Source organism: Variovorax sp. HJSM1_2 (assembly GCF_049316285.1).
Lineage (GTDB): Bacteria > Pseudomonadota > Gammaproteobacteria > Burkholderiales > Burkholderiaceae_C > Rhodoferax_B.
On sequence record NZ_JBMOXA010000011.1, the window covers coordinates 22,258 to 46,133 of the forward strand.

Sequence of the window (23,876 nt, forward strand, 5' to 3'; positions counted from 1 at the left end):
GAACCACAAAATGGCACTGTCCATCTCATCATCAACTCCACCGAGGGAATGCCGTCCTCCTCTCTCTACACCCACAGCTTCTGCAGCTTGATCTGTGCCTATCAACTCGTTGGATCTGTTCCATCGCGTGACTTTCAGTACGTCGAAAGCCGATGGCTTTAGACCGATAGGACAGGCTCGCGCGCGATGAAGCTCGGATCCAGCTTCTCCCCGTATGAGTTGTACCGCGACGCGGCCATGACCACCGCCTACTCGGCGGCTGCGGTCCCCTGGGTGTGGCACTCCAGGGAAATGGCGCACCCATCACACTGCCCGTTTACGAGAAGATCAACAAGACCTCCACCAACGCCATGTCAGTGGACAGCTACTTGGACGTTCCTCAGTTCACCGACGCTTAGTAAACAAGAGCTGTTGGCTTTGTCGCTGATTGGCCGCTTCTACTGACACAAGCGGCCCGTCGTTTCGCCGCGCAAGATGTCCGCTTCCGCTGCATTGCCGTCGGCTGAAGAAGGCAAGTACAGGCTAGGGCTGTGTGGAAATCCGCAATGAGTTCGCACGAAATGGGCCAAGGTCGCAGCGTTTATGTGCCCGAGCCTTCACTTGGCTGCTTCTTCGAATCAACTGCGTCGGCGACCTATCAGGTTGACCCAAGAGGCGGCTCAAGGTAGACATAAGAAGGCTTTGACGATTGCAGATGAGCCGCAAATCATTGGCTTCCTGACCAAAACCGCACTGACTCAAGGTTCTGCCCCTTTTGGGAGATTGTTAGATCAGGTTAAAGAGTCAGAATTAGCCGCGACCCGTATTTGATCTGCGCTAAGGCTTGATTCTTGCTTGCCTCTTGGTGGCTACTGCGGTTCTTTTCGCGCGGTTTAAAACGCCGGGCTCGCGAATTGCCTCGAGTTTTTCTGCTCCTGATGTCGTATCAGGCATGTTTTCTTTGCGGAGCATGTGGACAGCCTGAGTTCTTACTCTACGCTGACAGATTGTGAAAACTGAATTCAAATATTTGAATTCCTGGATTGCACATCCAATTTAGAATCTGCGAAAAAATTAAAGCTAAATTACAAGACTTACATCACTGCATATCGTCATTGTGAATGCCCCAACCATGCGTAATGCGTCTCATCAGCCGGAATTATTTTTCGGCCGATTTTGCTTGCGCCCTGTTGAGCGTTTACTACTCGACGAAGGCGAACCTCTTGCCCTGGGGTCGCGTGCATTCGATCTTCTTCTGACCCTCGTTGATCGGTCCGGCCAAGTCGTTGGGAGAGACGAACTTCTAAAGTCAGTGTGGCCGACCACCGTCGTTGAAGAAACCAGTCTGCGTTTTCATATCTCCGCCTTGCGTAAAGTGCTCGGAGACGGGCGGAACGGGGCTCGCTACATCACAAACGTTGCTGGACGCGGCTACAGCTTTGTCGCTCCAATTCGCCACTCCACTGAGCCTCTTCAGACGGTCAAGCCTGACCCTGTTAAGGGCTCAAAGTGCACGGCCCGCGAAACACGTTATGTATTTGCCCCGCGACCTTTGCCGTCCAGGTTGACCCCGGTTGTTGGACGGGATGATTCGGTCGCAACCATTTCTTCGTTGCTGTCACAGCGACGCCTTGTCACGATCGTGGGTTCAGGTGGTGTTGGTAAGACGACTGTCGCACTTGAAGTTGCAAAACGCTTGGTGGAATCCTATGCCGATGGGGTCCATCTAGTAGACCTCTCTGATTTTTCTGATCAGGCGGACGTGCACAGGGCGCTGGCAGATGCGATCGGTGTCGAAGCCAACGCGGGAAGCTGCGCAGGGACTTCCATCCACGATCTGTGGTCCGGCATCTGCATGACGCTCCACTCCCGTCGTTTGCTACTGGTGATAGACAACTGTGAGCACTTAATTGATGCAGTAGCTCGTCTTACAGAAAGTGTGTTGAGGGTTGCGCCTGGGGTCTCAATCCTAGCCACCAGCCGCGAGGCCTTGGATGCAGAGAGCGAATGGGTCCATCGCCTTCCACCTCTATCCATCTCGGGAACCGATGCGCCAGCGTCGCCGGCGGCAGCCTTGATGTTCAGCGGTATTCAGTTATTTGTTTCGCGTGCAGATGCACACTCGAACGAAATCGTACTGACGCAAGACACGCTGAGAGAAGTTGTCGAGCTATGTCGACTGTTGGACGGTAATCCCCTTGCACTGGAATTGGCTGCCATCCGTGTTTCTAGCCTTGGCGTCAAAGGATTAGTCGCGCGCGCCGATGATTTTGCGGAATTGCTATCGCGCGGAAGACGAACCGCGCATCGGCGTCACAGCAGTTTGATGGAGTCTCTTGAATGGAGTTACGGCCTGCTGGCCGAAACCGAACAGATTGTCTTTCGCCGACTTTCTGTACTGCGTGGAGACTTCGACCTTCGTTGCGCTTTCGAAATAGTGAGATTTGGCTTTGAAGAGAATCTCGACTCCCCACCTCTGGACGAGTCGTCCGTGGTGGACGCCCTGATGAAGTTAGTCACCAAGTCGCTGATCGTGCGTGACGCCTCAGTCGCAAGTGCGAGTTATCGGCTTCAGAACACCACCCGTGGTTTTGCTCGGCACAAACTGGTCGAATGCGGCGAGTCTCGGACCGCGCAGTATGCGCATGCACTGTACGCCATGCGCCGCATGGAAAGAGTGAGTGCGGCCTCCGCAAAAGATCCGACGCAGGCAGAACTTAAGCGCTTGCAGCCAGACGTTAGCGCGGCAATAGAATGGGCCTCTTCAGCCGATGGCAATACTGCCCTGGCAATTGACCTCTCAGATGCTTTGGAATGCCTGAACGCCCGTCGTCCAGTTGAACGCCGCCCCATACCTCAACCCACGAAAGTGGCGCCTGAGGAGGCGGATTATTTGAGGCCGTGGCCAGCGACTGTCGGCGCCGGTTAAAACCACCAATTCAGTGGCTGCACCACTGCCATCTGTAGGGCGTAGAAGCGCGTTCTATATGAAATCCAGCAATACACGATGAACCAAGCCGAGCTGCTTTTACGTTTCGGCCCCTTCGAACTTTATCCCTCACGCAAACTGCTGCTGGAGCGAGACAAACCTGTGCGTCTCGGCAGTCGGGCCTTTGCTTTACTCGTCGCATTGGTAACCCGTTCCGACGAAGTTCTGAGTCATGAAGAACTCATCTCAATCGTCTGGCCCACGACGATCGTAGAAGAAGCAAATTTGCGCGTCCACATGTCTGCGCTGCGCAAGGCGCTGGGCGATGGTCAAACGGACACGCGCTACATCATCAATGAGCCCGGCCACGGATATCGATTTGTCGCACGCGTCGAAAGAGATGAAGTTGAGGAGTCTGGTGCATTGGAAGGCACCTGGCTTCACTCGGCAGTTCACAATCTGCCTTCGCGGCTGACCAGAATGCTTGGTCGTGCCGGCGCCACGGCAGACGTCATCGCGCGCCTCAAAGATCAACGACTTCTGACCATTGTCGGAGCCGGAGGAATGGGGAAGACCACCGTCGCACTCGCCATCGCAGAAGAAGTGGCAGAGTCTTTCTATGACGGGGTTCGTTTAATTGATCTTTCGCCAGTCCAAGATGGCGAGCTGTTGCCGACTACCGCCTGGAGCGCTTTCGACGTCGGCACCTTGCCGTTTTCCGAGGACCCAATGAAGGGGTTGGTGAACGGGTTAGCAGAAAAAAGGATGCTGCTGGTGCTCGACAACTGCGAGCACATGGTCGAGGCGGCGGTCCATTTTGTCGAAACCATTCTTAAATCTGCGCCTGCAGTGCACATTTTGGCAACGAGTCGCGAGCCTCTCCGCGCTGAAGGTGAGTTTGTATATCAACTCGCGGCTCTAGCGCTGCCCGCGGAAGATCTCCAAAACGATTTCTGTCAGGTACAGCATTCGCCGGCTGTTCAACTTTTTGTCGAGCGAGCGATGGCCAACGCAGACAGTTTCAGTCTGACGCGGCACAACATGCAAACGGTGGTACAGGTCTGCCGACAACTCGACGGCATTCCTCTCGCCATCGAGTTGGCTGCGAGCCAGGTCGACTCCTTGGGACTGAGTGCGCTAGCGAATCGGATCGATGATCGGTTTCGCCTGCTGACTCGTGGCAGGCGGTCGGCACTGCCAAGGCACCGCACTCTATTGGCCCTTCTGGATTGGAGCTACGAGCTATTAACGGCGACGGAGCGCATCGTGTTTCGTCGACTAGCGGTGTTTTGCTCCAGTTTCTCGCTTGAGAGCGCCATTCGCATCGCAGCGTTTCATCAGATCCGCCCTAATGATGTGATCGACTCTGTGTTGAGCTTGGTATCAAAGTCTCTTATTGCGACCGATACCAGCGGAGAACACATCTTTTATCGCTACCTGTTTTCCACGCGCTCCTACGCCACGGCGAAGGCACAAGAATTTAGCGAGGATTCTGTTGTCGCCGGACGCCATGCGGCCCATTTTTTGGACTCGGTTCTCGAACTGGTCGCGTCGACAACCATCGCGCCGTTTGCTGTACGGGTGTGCGCACTCCGCCGAATGTCAGACGATATTCGCGCGGCAATTTCCTGGGCAGCCTCAACAACAGATAGCGCGGCCGTAGGTGTCCGTTTAGCGGTGGCCGCTATTGACGCATCACAACGCACAGGGTTCTCCTTCGACGAATATGGCCGCTATCTCGACCAGGTACTCCAGCAACTAGAGCGCTCCGATCATCCCGAGCCAGAACTCGAGCTTTATGGGCTATCAGCACTTTGCGCAGCCAGCGGGCAGACCACGTCAGTGCGCCGCTCATACTCAGACCTGGTTGCGCGTACTCTTCAGTTAAGCGCGCTACCGGGCCCTACGGATGAACGCATCGCAGCCTTGTTTGGGGCAACGGTCGCTTCGTTTGGTGCAGGTCGCTATCAAGACGCACAGAGACTATTAGAACGCCTGGGCCAGATCACAGTAGGCGAATGGCACCCTGTGAGCGTTGCAGTTGTAGACCGCCTCAGTGTTCTTGTGAGCCACTATCTCGGCGAGCACGACAGAGCCCAGGAACTCTCAAAGCGAGTGTTGGCCGCTAATTTTGAAGGAATTCAAAGGCGATTTATTCCCGAGATACCGCTGCAAGTATCCATGAGGATTGTTCGCGCACGCATCCTCTGGCTACGGGGTTACGCCGACCAAGCTGAAAGCGAGGCCGAAGAGGCCATACAGCATGCATATATCGGAGGCGTCGAGCATGCTCTAGCAGCCTGCCAAGCATTGGGTTTAGCCGTATTGCCGATCGCTCTCTGGCGGGGCGATACTGGTCGTGTGACGGACTATGTTGCCAAGCTCAAAGAAATCTCCACGCGGGTATCGCTGAGCTATTGGATGTCGTGGGCCCAAAGCTATGAGGCCGTTCTTATGTGGGGGAATCGTGACGAACAACATTCAGCCTTGCGGTGGGAGCCTCCTGAGAACGCTAAAGAATTAGACCATCTAGGCACCTTCGTTGAGGACTTCGTCACAGCGCGAACAGTCTCGCGAGCAACGGCGGGTGAGGCGCTCTGGTGTGCGCCCGAAATTCTCCGCGTTCATGGCGTACGACTGCTACGAAAGGACGATGCAGAAGCCAACGCAGAAGGCGAGGCGTTATTGCAGAGTGCTCTGAAGCTGGCAAGTGATCAGCATGCTCCGGCATGGGAGCTGCGGATCGCAACAAGCTTGGCCGATCTTTGGCACAAACAAGGCTTTTCAGACGATGCGCGAGCTTTGTTAACCAGCACACTTGAGCGCTGTGCTGAGGGGGCCGAGACAAAGGATCCGCTGCGGGCAAAAGCCATCTTGCAGAAGATCGCTCAAGATGAGCATGGCGCGAACCCTAGCGTCGGCAAAAAGACGAAACCAGCTTTACATGCCCGAGCGAGAATCACCTTGTGACAGAAGCATCACATCAGATTTTCCAGCCCATTTTTGGTCGAGATGCCGTGATCGAAGAGTTGGAGACGCAACTTGCATCGCGCAGACTTGTCACGCTTGTAGGGTCCGGTGGCATTGGTAAAACAACAGTTGCCCACGCTTTAGCCAAACGAATATCACATGTATGGCCCGACGGCATTGTGGGCGTTGAGTTAGCAGCCCTTTACGACCCCAACCTTCTTGCAAGTACGCTGGCGGCAGCATTGGATCTCCCTGTGAGTTCAATGATCGACGTCAAAAGCGTCAAGGCCAAAGTCTTGGCTTATTTGCAAGAGAAGCGAATTCTTCTAGTACTCGATAGCTGCGAAAGCCAAATTGAAGCGGTAGCTGAACTAGTGGAGTCGTTACTGGGGGCCACACAATACATGCAGGTGCTCGCCACTAGTCGTGAGCCACTACTGACCTCAGACGAGTGGGTGCATCGTTTAGCCCCCATCGGTCTACCAAAAGATCTAAAGGGAATTTCCCCTGACGAGGCCCTTTCCTTCCCCGCTATTGCCATGTTTGCGAAATGCGCGGGCAGCCGGGGCGTGGCGTTTGAACTGACCGAACACAATGTCGCGAGCGTCGTCGACCTGTGCATGAGGCTTGACGGTATCCCATTGGCCATCGAACTCGCTGCTGCGGCGATGAGCGAAGTCGGGGTCGAACAATTGACTTCGCAACTTGGAGAGCATGTACTGGCTCTAGAGGATGACAATCAAACAACGCACGCGCGGCACAGAACGCTTGGCGCCATGTTCGACTGGAGTTACGAAAGACTAGACGCAAGCGAAAAACGCGCGTTTCGGCGGCTTTCTGTTTTTCGCGGCACATTCAGTATCGAGTCGGCAGTTGCGGTTGTCGCACATCAAGCCAGCACGAAAGCAGCGGCAACGAACATCGTGTTCCGTCTGATCGAAAAGTCACTCGTCAGTAACGCCAACACGAAAGGTGATGGACGTTTTCGCTTGCTAGACACGACTCGAGCCTATGCGTCTCAACAGCTTGAATCTGATGCCGAGCGCAGTATCGCAAAGCGAATCCATGCGGAGCACATACGCAACATCCTTTCGCGCGTGGAGCGTGATTGGGAGCAGATGCCAATTGCGCAATGGCGAGCAGAGTATGTTTCATGGCTGGACGACGTGCGGGCAGCCTTGCATTGGGCATATTCTGAAGGGGGAGACCCGGAACTCGGAATCAAACTGACTGTCGATTTCTTTCCTTTGGCAGACAAGACCTCTCTTATGACAGATCTTGACATCCAAATCGACACAGCGCTGAAGGTCTTGTCCACGCTGCTTCATCCACTGCCATGGTATGAAATGCGGCTGAAAACGGCCATTGGCTTGGTCTATCAGCGAAAGCAGATCGAACAGCCCGAGATGGAAACGCAGTTGGAGTCTGCTTTCAACGTCGCGCGCACGACTGGGTCTGTCAAACATCAGATCGGTCCACTATTGGCCCTGTGGAGTACAGCGTTCCAGCATGGGAACTATCCTCGTGCGCTCACCTGGTCAAATCGCATGGGAAAAGTGGCGAGCGAATATGCAGACACATTCGCACAACTCACGTCGGAACGAACTGAAGCTCAATCACTGCACTTTCTTGGCCAACACAACGATGCGCTGCGCTTGGCTCAGCACGTTCGCGAAAAGGGTTGGCAGCGCATTCCGCTAGGCTACACGCCCTCAGCCGTAGACCTACGCGTTTCCATGGGAATACTGATCGCCCGCATCCACTGGATGCAGGGCCTTGCAACTCAGGCATCCACCGAAGCGTCGGCGTGCCTTGAAGCGGCCGCCAAAGATTCACCCACAGCCTTGGTTCAGGCGCTTGGACTGGCAGCCATCCCAATTGCAATCTGGCGCGGAGACACCGCTCTAGCATCCACGCTTGTTGCTCAACTCAAGGCTCATGCCGCTGAATTCGGATTCGAGTATTGGATGGCCTGGGGCACGCGCTACGAAGCGACGCTGAAGACCCATGTTGGACGACACAATGAGCCTCGTGCCGGGATGGCTTCCAGCTATGGGGCTAACGCAAACAAGCTGTCAGATCACATCTGTTCCATCGATCCGATTTTCTGGAGTTCAACCTCCATGGATCGAGTCCGCTCCGGCGCTGTCGGCTGGTGTGCATCAGAGGTCATACGCGGATTTGGAGAGCGTATGTTGCTGAATGGTGGCGCAACAATTTCTTCCGTAGCATCGGCAGCGGAAGCTTGCTTCACTGAAGCCATTGCAATTGCTCAACGCCAACAAGCCCTGGCGTGGGAGCTGCGTGCAACAATGAGCAAGGCGAGACTACTTGCAATCGGCAACCGGGTAGAAATGGCTGCCACTATCCTCGGCACCGTAACGGCGCGCTTCACCGAAGGGCAGGACACCGCTGACTTGATAGCCGCGAGAGCCTTGTTGCAAGGCCTCTAGAGCAATGCCTTCTAGACTAGATTAACGCCCTTAATTGTCGTCCTCTTGGCATAACGACCAGCAGCACCAGACTTAGGGCTAAAGCAACGCCTATTGCACCAAACATGGTGTTCGCCCCTCCACTGCGCAGTAGCGGAATCAGTAACAGCGGCGCGGCAACCGCACCGATGCGATTCATAGCCCAGGCGGCCGAAATTGACGATGCCCGAGATGCGGTTGTAAACAGCTCTGCTCCGTACACATTCAGCACAGACACATAGAGCGATGAAAAAACATTGAAGCTCACAATGCTCAAGATCAGCCAAGCTTGAGTGTTGACCATCACAAAACAGCCACCGCTAATCGCCATAAAAACAGCGCACAGACCCAGCGCGAGGCGACGCTCGATACGATCAACGGTATGCGCTGTAAGTAGCGAGCCGACTAGCGGACCAAAAGTAGCCAAGCCAACATACAGAAGGGTGTCAGCCAAGTTGAACCCCTTTTGAGTTAAGACCGCGCCAGTCAGCAAAGGAAACGCAACGGTTGACCAAGGACTAAGCAAGAACAACAAACCGACCAGCGCCCATTTTTTATGCTTCGCCATCCCTTCCTCGGGATTGGCCAGTGGCACAGCTTCTGCCGGCAAACTGTTCCCAGGTCGCACATCAGTAGGGCTCTTCCATAGGGGAGCTGAGCGCTCAAACCGTCCCAGCGCCGCTAAAGCTTGTTCGAGGCGTCCTTGGGACTCAAGCCAGCGCGGAGATTCAGGAAGAACAGCAGAAAGCGCACCAACTAAGAGTGCCCCCGCGCCTCCAATGATGAAACCCCAACGCCACGCCTCCAGGCCTAACAGATTCATCGGCGTCAACCAGCGGATTACAAAGATTCCGATGGCCGGGCCGAGGGCTGCAAGGGCAATGGTCACGAAGATCAGCGCCCCCCGTCTTGCTGGCGGGAGCAAGTCCGTCAGATAGGCGATCACCAAGGGAGGAAAGGCGCCTAGGGCTAAACCAGAGACGCCTCGAAACAAGGTCAACTGAGTAATGTCCGCGCTGATGGCTGCACCAAAGGACGACACCCCAAGCCACAGCAGAACACCGGTCAGAACCTTGCGGCGCCCATGTCGATCGGCCACCCATCCCAACAGCGGTGCCCCGACTACAGCACCGACGTAAACAGATGAGAGAAGCCAAGCGAGCTCCTGAGAGCCTCTTTGCTGCGGTGTCGCAGAGAACACCGCAGACAGAACACTTCCAAGTGCCATCTCCAGTAAATCGAAAGCAAACCCGGCAGAGCAGAGTGCGATTATCAAAACGTGCAGCGACGTAATCGGCAAAGCATCAAGACGATGTGCGATCGCGCGCTTCTCGAGTGGAGAGACGGGCATTGAATTCTTCTAGGAACAGCGAGAAAGAAGGCCGGAGCTTATCCGAGGCCTGTTCAGTCACTCGCCTCAAACACTGCGGGTCTCCCAAAATCTAACAAGTATTAACACTCGTGAGTCCAATGCGCCATCCCTGAGTGATCAGATCACGTTCACTCACATCGATTTACTAGCCAATTTGATCCAACTAATGGATGCTCGCTAGAACAAAATAGAGGGCAAACATGCTTAATTCTGAGCAAATTAAAGTGGCTGTTTTCTGCGGAGAAACGCTGCTCACAGAAGGTGTCAAATTTACCTTGAGACGAGAGGAGCTGAAGGTCGTAGATTTGGATGCAGAGGCCAACGTGATCGTCGCCGACTATGAGCCCGCCTTAAAAATGTTGACGGCGACCAGTTTCGATGCACGTCAAAAGGCGATGGCGAAACCCATTGTGGTCCTTTCTCATCGAGCCGGATGCAGCGAAATCCGCCATGCAATTTCTGCCGGAGCAAGGGGCTACCTCACGGCGGACTGCGGGGTTGCTGAAGTGGCGGCAGCCATTCGGAACGTTCATAGTGGCAAGAGATTTCTAAGCGCTGCGGCGGCCGCGAAATTGGCCGAAGAAATAGACTTCGAAAAACTGACCTCTCGCGAGCTTGAAGTTCTGCGCTTGGTGGCTGAAGGCTGTGCCAACAAGACAATTGCACGAGACTTGGATATCTCTGTGGGAACGGTGAAATCGCACGTGAAAGCCATTTTGCATAAGCTCGACAGCAGCTCGCGAACCGCCGCAGCGGCAGTTGCCGAGCGCCGAGGTATGCTAAAGCTTCCGTCGATATCAATCGATAGCGGAACTTATGACGTAAGTAGACAGCCCAGACCGGCTGGAAAAGAACAGGTGGCTTTGCGCGCGTAGTACCCGGGGGCGAGTCCGTGGACTAACCCATACGCCAGGTAATCGCGTCCCACCCCATGCGTGTATCGTTGAATCAGCGCCCCCCGATGACCCAAGGCGGTCGATCTGGCTTATGCCTCAAACAGAGATTGACCAATAGACGCAGCCCAGCTAACAGCAGCCACGATCGCTTCATCAATTGGAAAGAGGCTAAGTTAGCGCACGCCAGAGACCGGCTCATGAAGGTTTGCGGGCTGTTCTTCATTGCCATCTTTGTCATCGGCTGCGCAAACCTGGAAAAAGATGCCGCGGACACAACATCACACTTTCGGGTCGCCGGCCCTTCCGCGCCCCTTGCTCAAATCGTCGCTGCGGGTCAACCCGACAAGGAGCTTAGTGGTTTCCGCCTTTTTCCGAGCGGGGACTTTGCGTTAGACGCTCGCCTCTCCCTTATAGAACGAGCGCAGCATTCGATAGACGTCCAGTACTACCACTTGGAAGCGGACGCGACTGGCCGCTACTTTCTCAAGGCACTACATGAGGCGGCAATGCGAGGCGTGCGTATTCGTCTATTGCTTGACGACCTGTACACCGGGGGTGACGACGTCTTACTCGACGCTTTCTCGGCGACACCCAACGTCGAACTCAAGCTATACAACCCGATCCCAGTTCGTAGCGCAAACGTTGCCTTCCGAATGCTCGGTTCGTTACTTCAATTCGACAAGGTGCAGCGAAGGATGCACAACAAATTGCTCATCGTCGATGGTGCAATTGCGATTGCAGGTGGACGCAACATTGGCAGCCGTTACTACTACCAGACTCCGGGAGAGAACTTCCTGGACTTAGACATATTGGTCGCCGGAGCATTGGTTCCGAGGCTAGGGGAGCTATTCGACAAATTCTGGAATAGCACCAGCGCGGTGTCGTTCCAAACGCTTGTCGCACCGAATCGGCCGGATGGTGAACGCTTAACACTCTTCCAGGCGCTCACGAGCGCTTCGACCACTCCGCCACCACGACCGCCTTCACCAAATGACCTCTTAGGCTATGCCCCTGTTTCACAAGAGCTGAAAGCCAGGCGCCTCAGCTTGATATGGGCTCAGGCGGACGCGTATGCCGATTCCCCAGATAGAGCGAGAGGTTATAAAGCTCAGTACGGCGGGGTTCCACTACAAGATGTCGACAGCGTTCGCTATACGTTTGTCGAGGCCATCCGTCGGGCAAAGAAGTCTGTCCTGCTGTTCTCGCCTTATCTTGTTCCTGGTCCATATGGACTGCAGGTTCTGAAGGACACTCGCAGTCGAGGCGTACGTGTGGAACTCATTACCAACTCTCTTTCTTCAAACGACGAGCCCTTGGTCCACACAGCCTATCGGCGCTATCGTTCCAAGCTCGTTGCTATGGGTGTGCAAGTCGACGAGATCAACAGTGGAAAGATCGCCGATAGCCCACGCCTTCCGCTTTTCGGTTCGTCAATTGGTCGCTTGCATACCAAAACCGCAGTCGTCGACGCAGAGCTGCTGTTCGTCGGGTCAATGAACTTTGATCCTCGATCGGACCGTTCCAACACTGAGCTTGGTCTCTTTATCCAGAGCCAGACACTTTCGAGCCAGATGCTCCGTTTAGCGCAGGTGTTGCGCGAACAAGGTGTTTGGACAGTTAAAGCAGGCCCCATGGGGGGGGTGGAATGGCACGGCATCCACAAGGGTGAAGCCACGGTTCTACATTCAGAACCAGACGCGAGTTGGTGGGATCTGCTGCGCCTCGAAATCACTGCGCCCTTCGTGCCGGAAGATCTTCTTTAACTCAACGGGGGTGCTTCGCTGACACCAAGACTGCTTCGACTTGAATGAGCAATCGAACACGATCTTCAAAGCCAAACTGCAATCCCCATGTGATTCCCCACTGGCTGCGCATGATGTCAGCTTGAAAATCGCCCCCGCAAACCTGGCGATTGTGAACGGGGCTGATGTAACAGTTGAACCGCACGACTCGAAGCATGACGGGATGTGTTTGCCCCAACATTTCCAACCGGCCTTCAACCGATTTGAACTCCGCGTCGAGCCTCACGTTGTCTGCCGAAAATCGCGCAATCGGGTACTCCGCGATGTTCAGAAAATCGGTGCTCTGCAAATGGCGATTCAACATGTCCACGCCAGTATTGATGCTCGCCATGTCCATCAAGATCTCCATACTCGCCAGACTGCCCGAACTATCAACACGCACCAGGCCATCTTTCGTACTGAAGCGACCTCGGTTCGTGCTGGTTCCATAGTGGCCCATCTCGTACAGAACAAAAGTATGGGTGGGGTCTAGGACATAGTTTCCTCCAGGCTGCGGCGGGCCACCGAAACCGGCCGGAGCTTCTGGGGCGACAGATGGAGATTGATTTGTTCTCGCGTTCGAAGACGCTGCAAAAAAGCAAACGACACTCAACGTGACAAGCATGTTTCTCATGATCGTTCTACTTCCTATCTCGGAGTGTTTTCTGGGTCATGGAGGAAGCTCATGTTGACACCGCGTGCGGCCTTCAAGAGAAGGGCTGGCTATCGATCAGAGAGCTCTGACGTCGCACCCTGTTGCGTCAGCTTCGTAGTCGATGCACTTCTATGAATTGGAGAGCTTCGGCCTTTGCGAGCGTGAGCACAACGAGTGCGAATGACTGACCACGCTATTCGCGGGGAGCGATTCGTCAAGGGTGATTCACGCTTGGATGTGCCCAGAAGGGCACATTGGAAATTGCCCGGATGCCGTGATGGCACTAGTGTTTTGAGGCTCTTGTTTTAGTACAGCACCAGGCAGGTATTTCACTGCGATGACTGAACGGCTCGGTTACTCGCGAGGTGTCTTCAGTGAACCGCCATTCGCCTTCTTCTCTGCAGCGGTCTCAGCCTTCACTTCGCTGCGTGTTTTCTTCGAAGCAGGCTCTGCCTTCGAAGCGACGGGATATGCATTCGAGTTTTTCGAAAGTTCACCGGCTTTCGCTGCCTTGGCTCGCTCGCTCTTTACTTCAACACGAGACTTTGCGGGAGCCGTGTCAGGGCTTGGCTTTGGCAGACCACCGTCATCCGCTGCAAACGCGGCAGAAGAAAAGATTGCAGCGAATGCGACCGCCCAGATTGAATAGAGCTTTTGGGTTTTCATAGAACGTCCTTTAGATCAGGTTATTTACAGAGACTCCGAAGCCACCGCCTCCAACCACTGTTCTCAAACTCATGTTTCGGATGATCACTGGGTTGACTGGATGGAGACTGAGGTTCAACAAAGGGCGGTTAGAAATACTTCTTTATGTCGGCACAAACCACCCACACAAAAAATTTGCCCCCCTCCGGTTTGAGCTTATGGCTTTCACCTTATCTCTTCATCTCTCCTTTGAAAGATAGCTTTGCTCTCAATGGTGCTACGGCCTAGCCAGTCCACTCGCGCAGCTTCAATGGATAGAGCGGAAACATCGACAGTCCTGAAGTGACGCATTAACAAGTGCTAGCTGGAAGCCCCCCGCTCATGAGAGGCCCTTCATAGAAGCCGCATTGAAAGGGACTCCTTGGATTAAAGCGGCCACAACGCATCGAGTCGTTAAAGCTCTGCCTCAACAGAGAGATGAACATCGCATCGAAAGGGGCTGGGTGATGCAGTCACTGCTACCTAACATCCCCTTCAGTTAATTACTTGAGAACAGGACTGAATATGAACTTCGAAGACTTCGAACCCATCGCTCCCCGACGCCGCCAGGTACTCGCGTTAGGTGCCGGCCTCGGCACTGCAATCGCCCTGCCTCTGGCTGCATCGTTGACACCTGCAAGCGATGCGCAGGCAGCAACTCCCACCACTTCCCAACCCCCGAAAGGACTAGAAATGAGCACTATCACCACCAAGGACGGCACGACCATCTTCTACAAGGACTGGGGTCCCAAGACCGCGCAGCCCATCATGTTCCACCACGGTTGGCCGCTGTCCAGCGATGACTGGGATGCGCAGATGCTGTTCTTTGTGCAACGTGGCTACCGTGTTGTCGCACACGACCGTCGCGGTCATGGCCGTTCCGCCCAAGTCAGCGAAGGCCATAACATGGACGCGTATGCTGCCGACGCTTTCGCCGTCGTCGAGCACCTGAACCTGCGTAACGCCGTTCACATCGGCCATTCCACTGGTGGCGGTGAAGTGGCTCGTTATGTCGCAAAACATGGCCAACCTGCCGGTCGCGTTGCCAAGGCGGTTCTGGTCGCAGCCATCCCTCCACTGATGCTGAAGACCGCCAGCAATCCCGAAGGCCTGCCATTGGAAGTCTTTGATGGCTTCCGTAAGGGCGTTGCAGATAACCGTGCGCAGTTCTTCCAAGATGTGCCTGCCGGTCCGTTCTATGGTTTCAACCGACCCGGTGCCAAGGCACTGCCAGGTGTGATCCAAAACTGGTGGCGTCAGGGCATGATGGGTAGCGCCAAAGCCCATTACGAAGGCATCAAGGCATTCTCTGAAACCGATCAGACTGAAGATCTGAAGGCCATCACCGTTCCCACACTGGTGATGCATGGTGATGACGACCAAGTCGTGCCGATCCACGACTCGGCACTGAAAGCCGTTAAGCTGCTGAAGAACGGCACCCTGAAGGTCTATTCGGGCTACTCGCACGGCATGCTGACCGTGAATGCAGACGTGCTCAACGCTGACCTGCTGGCCTTCATCAAGGGTTGATGCGATGAAGCAGTGCCTGACCCACGCCAACGGTGCGCCGGTGGCTGACAACGTCAACATCCAGACCGCTGAACCTCGTGGGCCAGCACTGCTTCAAGACCTCTGGATGCTCGAAATGCTTGCGAACTTCAACCGTGAGGTTATCGCCGAGCGGCGCATGCAAGCAAAGGGGTCAGGGGCTTATGGTTTATGGCCCGACACCCAGCAAGCTGCAGAGCCCGCACCCGAGCTGCATGGCTCGGCCACGCACGGAGAGCATCGCATCGACGCGGACGACTACAGTCAAGTCGCCGCGCTGTTTAACTTAATGAATTCCGAAGAGCGTCAGCGTTTGTTTGATGACACGGCCCGCGCAATGCACGGCACGAGCCCTGAGGTGCAGAGCCGCCACGTAGAGAACTGCTGCCGCATCGATCCCATCTACGGCGCCGGCGTCGCAATGGCGCTTGGCCTAATTTAACTTTTCCCAAAACTTTCTAAGGAGCTATTGATGAGTACCCCCACCGCCAAAGCAGTTCCCGGTAAGAAACTTCTGAACCCTAGCGATCACTTGCTCATCATGATCGACTTTCAGTCGCAGATGGCTTTTGCTACGCATTCCATCCCTGCTATTGAGCTACGCAACAATGCGTCGCTGGTCGCGCAAGCTGCCGCTGGCTTCAAAGTTGCGACCATCCTGACGACGGTTGCCGAGAAGAGCTTTTCTGGACCGATGTTCGACGAAGTGACGGCCCCATTTGGCGGCAAGGAAATGCTGGACCGGACTTCCATGAACACATGGGAAGATGCCGCCGTCATTGCCGAAGTCAATCGCATTGGAAAGCCACGCATCGTGCTCGCTGGCTTGTGGACGAGCGTATGCATCGTCGGCCCGGCACTTTCAGCGCTGGATCAGGGCTTCGAGGTTTATGTCATCACCGATGCCTGCGGTGACGTCTCTACCGAAGCCCACGAGCGTTCCGTCGAGCGCATGGTGCAAGCCGGTGCACAGCCAATGACGTCACTACAGTATCTGCTGGAACTGCAACGCGACTGGGCTCGTGGCGACACCTACGATCTGACGACTGGAATCGCCAAGAAGGTCGGCGGAAGCTACGGCATCGGCATCAACTACGCCAAGACGATGTTCGGTGCCCACGAAGGCTAAGTGAAAGATCGCGCCCCACCGGTGATAGCACTTGTGGGGCTTCTAGGCATTCTCGTCGGCGAAAAGCTGCCGTCGGTCTATCAATCACAGCTTGCTGCTTGGACGCATTATGCAAATCACTGGCGAATCGAGAACCGCTGCTCGAACAGATTTCACACGCTGGGTCTATCGCATTGCACTGCTGGCCCTTTGCGGTGCCTACCTTCAAGGAGGCCTCGTCAAAGCCTTTGACTTCCCAGGTGCAGTAGCAGAAATGAAGCATTTCGGGCTACGCCCGGCGGAATTGGCTGCGATCGACACGATTCTTCTGGAGCTAGGTGCTAGTGCACTCATTCTCTCGGGCAAGTACAGATGGTTGGGCGCGTTTGCACTTGCTGCATTCACTCTGGCGGCGACCTTTCTCGCGAACCGATTCTGGGAGATACCCGGCGCAGAGAGAGGCATGGTCATGAACGCCTTCTTCGAACATCTCGGTTTATGCGGCGGGCTCGTGTTGGTTGCGCTGAACGATCTCTATCAACGCACGATGCCGCAAGCACCATCTCACTAGAACAAACGAGATGCCCCTTCAGCGCGCCTCAATCTCCAACCAACTCACTCCCCGTCATGAAAACATACCTGGTTTCGCTGGCCGTCGGTCTACTCGTCGGTGTGATCTATGCCTTGTTCAACGTTCGCTCGCCTGCACCGCCGGTGATCGCGTTGGTCGGACTTCTCGGCATCTTGCTTGGCGAGCAGATTCCACCACTCGTCAAACAGGTCTTCAAGACCGAAAGTGTGCAGACGTCCTGGCTGCGTCACCAAGTGACACCGCACATGTTCGGCGAACTACCGAAATGCGCTGAGGCTAAGTCAACGAAAGGTTCCGAACATGTCTGAAACTGCTGATCTGATTCTTCACCGTGGGTTGTTTACCACCTTGAACCGCGCACAGCCGACCGCACAAGCGGTCGCCATCAAAGACGGTCGATTCCTCCGCGTCGGTGGTGACCATGAAGTGATGGCCCTCGCAGGCCCACAAACCAAGGTCATCGATCTCAGGGGTAAGCGTGTGCTGCCCGGCTTGATCGACAACCATCTCCACATCATCCGCGGTGGCTTGAACTTCAACATGGAGTTGCGCTGGGATGGCGTGCGCAGCTTGGCAGATGCCATGGCGATGTTGAAGCGACAGGTGGATGTCACGCCCGCTCCTCAATGGGTCCGCGTCGTCGGTGGGTTCACCGAGCACCAGTTTGCAGAAAAGCGCCTTCCTACTCTCGAGGAGCTGAATGCTGTCGCGCCGAACACGCCTGTCTTTATCCTTCACCTCTATGACCGCGCGTTGCTCAACGCAGCGGCTCTACGCGCAGTCGGCTACACCAAGGACACGCCCGAGCCCCCAGGCGGGCAGATCCTGCGCGACAGTGCGGGCAACCCCAATGGACTCTTGCTGGCCAAGCCGAACGCGGCCATCCTCTATGCGACTTTAGCCAAAGGCCCGAAGCTTCCCCTGGAGTACCAAGTCAACTCCACGCGGCACTTCATGCGCGAGCTCAACCGGCTGGGTGTGACGGGCGCGATCGATGCCGGCGGTGGCTTCCAGAACTACCCCGAAGATTACGAGGTGATCGAACAGTTGTCGAAAGAGAAACAGTTGACCATTCGACTGGCCTACAACCTGTTTACCCAAAAGCCCAAGCAAGAGAAAGACGACTTCCTGCGATGGACCGCCGGGTCCAAGTACAAGCAAGGTGACGACTACTTCCGCCACAACGGTGCGGGCGAGATGCTGGTGTTCTCGGCCGCGGACTTCGAAGACTTCCGCCAACCTCGCCCTGACATGCCGTCGGAGATGGAGGACGACCTGGAAGAGGTCGTTCGTATCCTGGCACAGAACCGCTGGCCATGGCGCATGCATGCGACCTACGATGAAACGATCAGCCGTGCGCTGGATGTCTTCGAGAAGGTCAACCAGGACACTCCCCTCGAAGGTTTGAACTGGTTCTTCGATCACGCGGAGACTATCTCCGAACAATCGATGGACCGCATTGCCGCGCTGGGCGGCGGCGTCGCCGTGCAGCACCGCATGGCGTACCAAGGGGAATACTTCGTCGAGCGGTATGGGCATGGCGCCGCGGAAGCAACGCCTCCGGTGGCAAAGATGCTGCAAAAGGGTTTGAAGGTTTCCGCAGGCACGGATGCGACGCGGGTGGCTTCGTACAACCCATGGGTTTCGCTCTCTTGGCTCATCACAGGAAAGACTGTCGGTGGGATGCAGCTCTATCCCCAACGCAACTGTTTGGATCGCGAGACCGCGCTACGGATGTGGTCAGAGAAAGTGACCTGGTTCAGCAATGAGGAAGGAAAGAAGGGCCGGATCGAAGAAGGCATGCTTGCCGATCTGATGGTGCCCGATCGCGACTTCTTCACCTGCGCGGAGAGCGAGTTGATCGACACGACTTCTCTGCTGACCGTGGTGGGTGGCCGCGTGGTGTGGGGTGCGGGCGACTTCGCGACGCACGACGATTCAGAGCCGCCGCTGGCAATGCCAGATTGGTCACCGGTCCGCACGTTTAGAGGTTATGGCGCTTGGGGCGAGGCCGAAGGCAAACCCCTACAGGCCGCGATGCAGAACACTGCGTGCGCTTGTGCTACCGCCTGTCAAGTGCATGGACATCAGCACGCGAAGTCATGGGCCAGCGATGCGCCTGTTTCTGAATTCAAGAGCTTCTGGGGAGCACTAGGGTGTGCCTGCTGGGCTGTGTAAGCACCATGTTTCCTGATTCAGTTAAGAGGTCAGCACTTGGCAGGCCTATTGCGAAGTCCAAACGTGATGCAGGGCATTCAATCTTGAGTGCGTCACTCTGACACCGAAGGTCGTTGAAAAGTTTCACGCCATCAATACCTTTAACCCATGTTTGTCGACGACGCTCAGTAGCTTCTGAGCCATAGCACTGGGCCGCTGTTGCCCGGACTCCCATCTTCGGATCGTCGAGTGATCGGTGTTCAGAAATGCCGCGAACATGGATTCGCTAAAGTTTGAACCTGGTGCGCAGATCTTTGATCTGCGCGGGGGTGAGGCCTGAAGCGGATACCAGGCAGGATGTCTCGAAACGCTTCATCGATGCATCATCGATGGCTTGGACGCTATGGAGATCGGCGGCCGCGTGATAGATCGCATCGAAGGCAGGACTTTTAAATTTATGTCGGATGGTCATATCGTTTCTCCAAAAGAATCGTGACTCTCACCGAGTGTGCAAGGGTTGGGTGAGAGGGCTCTTCAGTTAACGACAAGCGACGAGGGGGCTTGATCTCGGATATTTACGTTGTGGTTAAACCGTAGTGCGATGTGTGATCTGGGCATGCCGCGCTAATGTTCGTGCGATTGAAACAGGGCCCAGACGTCGTCGCTGATGTCAGTCGCAGGACCGACTCCGACCCGAACCGCATTCAGAACGAGCGCTGAGTAGTTAGTGGGATCCATCTCGGGCGCCGCTAAGAACTCATACACGCGCCCAGAGGATGTGACCGCAATGCGGATCTTGGGATTGATCCCCACGATTCTCGTCGTGATGCGTGCGATCCCCGTGGGCAGGCACGTCAGGATGCGTTTCGTATCGTCAGCCAGTTCAAAGATCCGCCAGCTCGTCAGACCGACGCGGGGCTGCTGCTCCACGGGCGGTGCATCTCGTTCGTTCTCAAAATAAATCATCCTTGCCACCCTGTACTGAAGCCAACCATACGCGACTTGTGGAGAGCCTAACGGAAGTCGCTCCCAACTTTCAAGTCCAGCAAGCTTGGTACCGTCAGTTTTCATGTGCGTAGAGGCGCGACGACCAGACGCAAACGTCGTGTTCAATATATTTGACATCGCATCCCTTGGGTGCGATTCTGGAGTCATGTTTTCTGTTCATGAACTGAGTCAAGCTGTGAGGACCCGGCGACTAGACGTCGGTTGGTCTCAGGCAACGCTGGCCAGGATGTCGGGGCTGTCCAGGACTACGATCAACCAAGTGGAACGAGGAACCATGAAAGACCTCAGCATCTCGCGAATCAACGCGCTTTTGACTTCGCTGGGCTTGTCGCTGAAGATTTCTCCTGCGCACCCGAGAGTACGGAAACATGAGGGGCCGTCTTCTGCTCTTTAGCTGGCGGCTCGAACCGCGAGCACCAGCTATGCACGGTGTTTGCCGGCGGACGTCCTTGCCGTGGCCGTCCGCACGGGCGAAGCGCCGCCGAAGTATGTCGCCCACATGGCGACACTTTTAGACGAGTTGTCATTGCCCTTGCTGGCTAGAGTTGTTGAACAGGTCTACGCAGAGACGGCCGGGCCTAGAACAACATGCTGGAGTAATCTGCGTAGCCTGGCCAATCAGTTGATGACCACCAAAAACTTCTGGCGGGCTTAAATTGGATATCAAATGGCCAGTGTGTTGTGGCCATATGTCAAACTCATCGGCACGCGTGCTCTTTACGGCGCAATGAATGAGGCGTTTCTGGACCAGGGCAAATGAAAGGAACCGTTATGGACGTTCGTCCCATCCGCACCGAAAGGGACTACAGGGCCATGCTGGCGACGGTTTCTCGATTGATCGACATGGATCCTGATCCCAATTCGCCTGAGGGGGAGCGCTTGGAGGTGTTGGGCCTGCTGGTCGAAAGCTATGAAGGCAAACGCTACGCTATCGCCGCCCCATCTCCCATCCAGGCCATCAAGTTCCGGATGGAGCAAGGAGGCATGACCGTTGCAGATATGAGACCATACATTGGCCCGCCAAACCGCGTGTACGAAGTTCTCAATGGGACTCGCCCGCTTTCATTGGCCATGATTCGGCGGTTGAGGACTCTCGGCATCTCAGCAGAAGTGCTGATTGGCAACCTGGGCGCTACCCACGGTTAAAGGAGCCAAAATTCGCCCCTAAGTCTGATCTTCGTCAGGGCCCCAATTTCCATCCGCAGATATTGGAATTGTCGAAATCTGATCACCGGGTCCGATCCAGAACTCGTGGTATCCGCAGTGACCGGAGAACACGGCAACTCGATGAATGTTCCCATCGGCCGGTGTTTCGCCTACATGGAATGCTCGACTGAACTTTAGATCAGAACCATCCTCGAATTGAACGTGAACACCGGAATTGGCAAAGTCGGCGGCCAATAGGTTGTCCTCGACAACGTTTTCGGCGGGACGGCCCAGCCGTTTTGAAAGTGAAGCCTGCCAGTTCTCCAGCATACTGATCCAGGGCATGGCTATTCTTTGCTTGAGGTGATCAAGCTCCTCTTGGGCGGCAACGCGGATGGTGTCCGTGGGCAGAATTTCACCCTCGCTGAAGACACGATCCAAGAATGCGCCTCTGGCATCCATCGTAGCGATGGCGTAGTCAAGCCAAGATTGAAAACCTGTCGGTGGAGTTGGCGTATTCGCACCCATATAGAACCTCCAGCTTCTTGTGCGGATTTCAGTGACATCCCCACTGTTCCGCCTTTATGCCCTTCAGGGCGCGTCAGAACGTTGGGAACACTACCGAGCAAGGGCCGCGAGTGCCTTTCTCTTGCCCAACTTGAGCACAGCCTGAATGCGATCGAGTTGTGCGGCCCGCGGCTGCACCTTGCCTGATTCCCACTTGTACACCGACAGGGCCGAGGCCTGAAGAAGTTGGGCCATTTGTTGCTGAGTGATCTGCAGTTGCTCACGCTTCGTAAGCAGGACTTGCGCGTCGAACTTAACTTGGCGCCGCGCTCTTGTGGAGGCTTCGACTTCTGGCAAATTGGGCTTCTCGGTTGCCGCACGGCGAGTGGCATCTTTGAGCAAGCTCTTAACTTGCGAGGTGAGGTTTTTGACATCGCGTTTCAATGCGGCGATGTCGCTACGCTGTGTGCTCACGGTTTTACGCAGACTGGTCAACTCGGTTTTGAGTTCCTTGCGCGCCACGCGCAGGATTTCGTTACGGAGGGCACTGGAGAAATTGGTCATCGTCTGAGCTTGAGCTATTCAAGAGGTTGTGGAGCTTAGCACCACAAAAACAAAAGCCCTTCGAGGCCGGGCCGTCGAAGGGCTTTTGCGTTAGGGCTGAACGAGGCTTATTTGCCAGCCTTTTCAGCTTTGCGTTTGGCGGCCTTGGGATCGACCACTGCCTTGAATTTGGTACCGGCCACAAACTTAGGCACGGTGGCTGCAGGGATCTTCAACGCGGCACCAGTGGCGGGGTTCTTGCCTGTGCGCGCGGCGCGCTTGGCCGACTTGAAGGTGCCGAAGCCGACCAGCTGCACGGCATCGCCTTTCTTGACGGCAACCTGGATGGTTTCGATGAGTGTCTCCAACACCGCATTGGCAGCGGTCTTGGACAGATCGTTCTTGGAGGCGAGGATTTCGACGAGTTCGGTGCGATTCATGGCAATTGTAGAAGTTGAAAAGAATCAGTTTATCCGTAGCACTCGAGTGAGTCGGACGTCACAACCTTCAGAGAGATCATCCATCAGTCGAGATCCGATTGCTCATCCAATGTAAGCGGAAGGTGCTCATGCCTTTGTTAAAAGTGAAAGAAAAGCTACTACGGCTAGCTAGATTTTTCATTCTGATCGCTCGGATGAACGCACTTTTGCAGCAAAACCAATTGAGTTCTAGAGTTGAGAAAATGGGCATCGGAAGACGTGCTGCGAGAATGATTGTTTAGGGATAAAATAAAAAAATTGATGGAATATTCAATAAGTTATTGGCCATAGTTGGCACATTATTTAATGTGCACTCATTCATTCGAAATGAGTCTTTCGCCGGTTTTGTCGATTTAATTGAATCGCACTGAATAAAGTGTTCTTTGCACAGAGACGATTCAGATAAACTCGATTGAATGAGTACCGAAGACATCTCCCCTGAACGCATCGCTGAAGTACGTGCTTGGTTTGCCAGCAACGGCGTGAGTTATAGCGACTGGGCCGCATCCCATGGCATTGAGCGATCCACGGTGTACGCTGTCTTGAGCGGCAAAAGTCGTTGTCGGCGCGGGGAAAGTCACCGAGTCGCTTTGTTGCTTGGTCTCAGGCAAAAAGTGGCCAGCAATCTCTCACTGCAACCATTCCCAGAACATTGAGCGTCTTCACGACGCTAGAAATCCCGCGGTCTTCTAGCCGAAGCCAAAACGTCTAAGACGATAGCGGAGAGTATGCGATGACTTCTGTTTTTAATCGGTCGGCTACTGGCGAGCCTGCCTGCGCAATCACATTTGTCTTCAATTGAATAAAGGGCCTGCATTGATGCAATACATCTAACGAAGCCAAGCACAAAAGCAAAACGCCAGTCATTTTCGAGATGACTGGCGTCGCCGGTAACAAAAGAAATTGCACCTAGGTTAGGACCCTTGGTCGTAAGTATCTTTCTCGTTGCCGGCAATGTCAAGCCATGCCGGCACAAGGGCAGGTGGTGCCTCGCCCCGAACCGGTTAATTTCCGGACGAGAAATGAGCAAAAATTTGATCCTCTTTATTGG

Annotated in this window: 23 protein-coding genes and 1 pseudogene; 16 read left to right on the forward strand and 8 right to left on the reverse strand. The window is 55.1% G+C overall.

Going from position 1 to position 23,876, the window contains the following annotated elements:
• Positions 1-1,096 precede the first annotated feature (1,096 nt).
• From ACFQ95_RS13920 to ACFQ95_RS13930, 3 genes are all read left to right on the forward strand, one after another.
• Positions 1,097-2,908 (forward strand): ATP-binding protein, encoded by a 1,812-nt coding sequence (locus ACFQ95_RS13920; protein WP_422831865.1) that lies wholly within the window; start codon positions 1,097-1,099, stop codon positions 2,906-2,908.
• A 78-nt stretch (positions 2,909-2,986) separates the two neighbouring features.
• A complete protein-coding gene (locus ACFQ95_RS13925; RefSeq protein ID WP_422831866.1) occupies positions 2,987-5,878 on the forward strand; it encodes an ATP-binding protein in 2,892 nt (963 codons plus the stop codon).
• Positions 5,875-8,331 carry an ATP-binding protein gene (locus ACFQ95_RS13930; RefSeq protein ID WP_422831868.1) on the forward strand — a complete coding sequence of 819 codons (2,457 nt, stop codon included), beginning with the start codon at positions 5,875-5,877 and terminating at the stop codon, positions 8,329-8,331. The genes ACFQ95_RS13925 and ACFQ95_RS13930 overlap by 4 nt, the downstream gene beginning before the upstream one ends.
• A gap of 16 nt (positions 8,332-8,347) precedes the next feature.
• On the opposite strand, the gene ACFQ95_RS13935 is transcribed toward ACFQ95_RS13930, so the two are convergent.
• Complete coding sequence (locus ACFQ95_RS13935; RefSeq protein WP_422831869.1) at positions 8,348-9,700, reverse strand: MFS transporter; 1,353 nt, start codon at positions 9,698-9,700, stop codon at positions 8,348-8,350.
• Positions 9,701-9,921: 221 nt separating this feature from the next.
• Between ACFQ95_RS13935 and ACFQ95_RS13940 the strand changes: the two genes are divergently transcribed.
• Together ACFQ95_RS13940 and ACFQ95_RS13945 are read left to right on the forward strand one after the other, a co-directional pair.
• Complete coding sequence (locus ACFQ95_RS13940) at positions 9,922-10,596, forward strand: LuxR C-terminal-related transcriptional regulator (protein WP_422831870.1); 675 nt, start codon at positions 9,922-9,924, stop codon at positions 10,594-10,596.
• Positions 10,597-10,724: 128 nt separating this feature from the next.
• Positions 10,725-12,380 (forward strand): phospholipase D-like domain-containing protein, encoded by a 1,656-nt coding sequence (locus tag ACFQ95_RS13945; protein WP_422831871.1) that lies wholly within the window; start codon positions 10,725-10,727, stop codon positions 12,378-12,380.
• Position 12,381: 1 nt separating this feature from the next.
• Here ACFQ95_RS13945 and ACFQ95_RS13950 read toward each other — a convergent pair whose 3' ends face one another.
• Both ACFQ95_RS13950 and ACFQ95_RS13955 read right to left on the reverse strand, forming a co-directional pair.
• On the reverse strand, positions 12,382-13,032 hold the full coding sequence (locus tag ACFQ95_RS13950) for a YceI family protein (RefSeq protein WP_422831873.1): 651 nt from the start codon (positions 13,030-13,032) through the stop codon (positions 12,382-12,384).
• 375 nt (positions 13,033-13,407) lie between these two features.
• On the reverse strand, positions 13,408-13,719 hold the full coding sequence (locus tag ACFQ95_RS13955) for a hypothetical protein (RefSeq protein ID WP_422831875.1): 312 nt from the start codon (positions 13,717-13,719) through the stop codon (positions 13,408-13,410).
• A 711-nt stretch (positions 13,720-14,430) separates the two neighbouring features.
• Here ACFQ95_RS13955 and ACFQ95_RS13960 point away from each other — a divergent pair.
• From ACFQ95_RS13960 to ACFQ95_RS13995, 8 genes and pseudogenes are all read left to right on the forward strand, one after another.
• Positions 14,431-15,267: an alpha/beta fold hydrolase gene (locus ACFQ95_RS13960; RefSeq protein ID WP_422832116.1), complete on the forward strand. Its 837-nt coding sequence runs from the start codon at positions 14,431-14,433 to the stop codon at positions 15,265-15,267.
• Positions 15,268-15,271: 4 nt separating this feature from the next.
• Positions 15,272-15,469 (forward strand): annotated as a pseudogene (locus ACFQ95_RS13965) (catalase); the annotation flags it as partial.
• 60 nt (positions 15,470-15,529) lie between these two features.
• The gene (locus ACFQ95_RS13970; protein WP_422832118.1) at positions 15,530-15,727 is read left to right on the forward strand and encodes a catalase-related domain-containing protein; all 198 of its coding nucleotides are present in this window, start codon (positions 15,530-15,532) and stop codon (positions 15,725-15,727) included.
• 30 nt (positions 15,728-15,757) lie between these two features.
• Positions 15,758-16,414 carry a hydrolase gene (locus ACFQ95_RS13975; RefSeq protein WP_422831876.1) on the forward strand — a complete coding sequence of 219 codons (657 nt, stop codon included), beginning with the start codon at positions 15,758-15,760 and terminating at the stop codon, positions 16,412-16,414.
• Positions 16,415-16,447: 33 nt separating this feature from the next.
• A complete protein-coding gene (locus ACFQ95_RS13980; RefSeq protein ID WP_422832119.1) occupies positions 16,448-16,645 on the forward strand; it encodes a hypothetical protein in 198 nt (65 codons plus the stop codon).
• The gene (locus ACFQ95_RS13985; RefSeq protein ID WP_422832121.1) at positions 16,596-16,964 is read left to right on the forward strand and encodes a DoxX family protein; all 369 of its coding nucleotides are present in this window, start codon (positions 16,596-16,598) and stop codon (positions 16,962-16,964) included. Before ACFQ95_RS13980 ends, ACFQ95_RS13985 begins: the two co-directional genes overlap by 50 nt.
• Positions 16,965-17,020: 56 nt before the next feature.
• Positions 17,021-17,293 (forward strand): XapX domain-containing protein, encoded by a 273-nt coding sequence (locus ACFQ95_RS13990; protein WP_422831878.1) that lies wholly within the window; start codon positions 17,021-17,023, stop codon positions 17,291-17,293.
• Positions 17,286-19,163 (forward strand): amidohydrolase, encoded by a 1,878-nt coding sequence (locus tag ACFQ95_RS13995; protein WP_422831879.1) that lies wholly within the window; start codon positions 17,286-17,288, stop codon positions 19,161-19,163. Before ACFQ95_RS13990 ends, ACFQ95_RS13995 begins: the two co-directional genes overlap by 8 nt.
• A gap of 265 nt (positions 19,164-19,428) precedes the next feature.
• Here the strand turns inward: ACFQ95_RS13995 and ACFQ95_RS14000 are convergent, their stop codons facing one another.
• Both ACFQ95_RS14000 and ACFQ95_RS14005 read right to left on the reverse strand, forming a co-directional pair.
• Complete coding sequence (locus ACFQ95_RS14000; RefSeq protein ID WP_422831881.1) at positions 19,429-19,614, reverse strand: hypothetical protein; 186 nt, start codon at positions 19,612-19,614, stop codon at positions 19,429-19,431.
• A gap of 152 nt (positions 19,615-19,766) precedes the next feature.
• The gene (locus ACFQ95_RS14005; RefSeq protein ID WP_422831882.1) at positions 19,767-20,213 is read right to left on the reverse strand and encodes a hypothetical protein; all 447 of its coding nucleotides are present in this window, start codon (positions 20,211-20,213) and stop codon (positions 19,767-19,769) included.
• 82 nt (positions 20,214-20,295) lie between these two features.
• On the opposite strand from ACFQ95_RS14005, the gene ACFQ95_RS14010 reads away from it, so the two are divergent.
• Positions 20,296-20,544 carry a helix-turn-helix domain-containing protein gene (locus ACFQ95_RS14010; protein WP_422831883.1) on the forward strand — a complete coding sequence of 83 codons (249 nt, stop codon included), beginning with the start codon at positions 20,296-20,298 and terminating at the stop codon, positions 20,542-20,544.
• A gap of 377 nt (positions 20,545-20,921) precedes the next feature.
• Entirely contained in the window at positions 20,922-21,296 is a 375-nt protein-coding gene (locus tag ACFQ95_RS14015) for a helix-turn-helix domain-containing protein (protein WP_422831884.1), read from the forward strand.
• Between the two features lie 18 nt (positions 21,297-21,314).
• On the opposite strand, the gene ACFQ95_RS14020 is transcribed toward ACFQ95_RS14015, so the two are convergent.
• From ACFQ95_RS14020 to ACFQ95_RS14030, 3 genes are all read right to left on the reverse strand, one after another.
• Complete coding sequence (locus tag ACFQ95_RS14020; protein ID WP_422831886.1) at positions 21,315-21,824, reverse strand: hypothetical protein; 510 nt, start codon at positions 21,822-21,824, stop codon at positions 21,315-21,317.
• Between the two features lie 90 nt (positions 21,825-21,914).
• The gene (locus ACFQ95_RS14025; RefSeq protein WP_422831888.1) at positions 21,915-22,367 is read right to left on the reverse strand and encodes a helix-turn-helix domain-containing protein; all 453 of its coding nucleotides are present in this window, start codon (positions 22,365-22,367) and stop codon (positions 21,915-21,917) included.
• A gap of 107 nt (positions 22,368-22,474) precedes the next feature.
• Complete coding sequence (locus ACFQ95_RS14030) at positions 22,475-22,786, reverse strand: HU family DNA-binding protein (protein ID WP_422831890.1); 312 nt, start codon at positions 22,784-22,786, stop codon at positions 22,475-22,477.
• 455 nt (positions 22,787-23,241) lie between these two features.
• On the opposite strand from ACFQ95_RS14030, the gene ACFQ95_RS14035 reads away from it, so the two are divergent.
• The gene (locus ACFQ95_RS14035) at positions 23,242-23,481 is read left to right on the forward strand and encodes a DNA-binding protein (RefSeq protein WP_422831892.1); all 240 of its coding nucleotides are present in this window, start codon (positions 23,242-23,244) and stop codon (positions 23,479-23,481) included.
• Positions 23,482-23,876: the final 395 nt, after the last annotated feature.

Coding starts and splice junctions, on each gene's coding strand:
- ACFQ95_RS13925 (WP_422831866.1), top strand. CDS start 2,987: ATGAACCAAGCCGAGCTGCTTTTACGTTTCGGCCCCTTCGAACTTTAT.
- ACFQ95_RS13935 (WP_422831869.1), bottom strand. CDS start 9,700: ATGCCCGTCTCTCCACTCGAGAAGCGCGCGATCGCACATCGTCTTGAT.
- ACFQ95_RS13940 (WP_422831870.1), top strand. CDS start 9,922: ATGCTTAATTCTGAGCAAATTAAAGTGGCTGTTTTCTGCGGAGAAACG.
- ACFQ95_RS13950 (WP_422831873.1), bottom strand. CDS start 13,032: ATGAGAAACATGCTTGTCACGTTGAGTGTCGTTTGCTTTTTTGCAGCG.
- ACFQ95_RS13955 (WP_422831875.1), bottom strand. CDS start 13,719: ATGAAAACCCAAAAGCTCTATTCAATCTGGGCGGTCGCATTCGCTGCA.
- ACFQ95_RS13960 (WP_422832116.1), top strand. CDS start 14,431: ATGAGCACTATCACCACCAAGGACGGCACGACCATCTTCTACAAGGAC.
- ACFQ95_RS13975 (WP_422831876.1), top strand. CDS start 15,758: ATGAGTACCCCCACCGCCAAAGCAGTTCCCGGTAAGAAACTTCTGAAC.
- ACFQ95_RS13990 (WP_422831878.1), top strand. CDS start 17,021: ATGAAAACATACCTGGTTTCGCTGGCCGTCGGTCTACTCGTCGGTGTG.
- ACFQ95_RS13995 (WP_422831879.1), top strand. CDS start 17,286: ATGTCTGAAACTGCTGATCTGATTCTTCACCGTGGGTTGTTTACCACC.
- ACFQ95_RS14000 (WP_422831881.1), bottom strand. CDS start 19,614: ATGACCATCCGACATAAATTTAAAAGTCCTGCCTTCGATGCGATCTAT.
- ACFQ95_RS14005 (WP_422831882.1), bottom strand. CDS start 20,213: ATGAAAACTGACGGTACCAAGCTTGCTGGACTTGAAAGTTGGGAGCGA.
- ACFQ95_RS14010 (WP_422831883.1), top strand. CDS start 20,296: ATGTTTTCTGTTCATGAACTGAGTCAAGCTGTGAGGACCCGGCGACTA.
- ACFQ95_RS14015 (WP_422831884.1), top strand. CDS start 20,922: ATGGACGTTCGTCCCATCCGCACCGAAAGGGACTACAGGGCCATGCTG.
- ACFQ95_RS14020 (WP_422831886.1), bottom strand. CDS start 21,824: ATGGGTGCGAATACGCCAACTCCACCGACAGGTTTTCAATCTTGGCTT.
- ACFQ95_RS14025 (WP_422831888.1), bottom strand. CDS start 22,367: ATGACCAATTTCTCCAGTGCCCTCCGTAACGAAATCCTGCGCGTGGCG.
- ACFQ95_RS14030 (WP_422831890.1), bottom strand. CDS start 22,786: ATGAATCGCACCGAACTCGTCGAAATCCTCGCCTCCAAGAACGATCTG.
- ACFQ95_RS14035 (WP_422831892.1), top strand. CDS start 23,242: ATGAGTACCGAAGACATCTCCCCTGAACGCATCGCTGAAGTACGTGCT.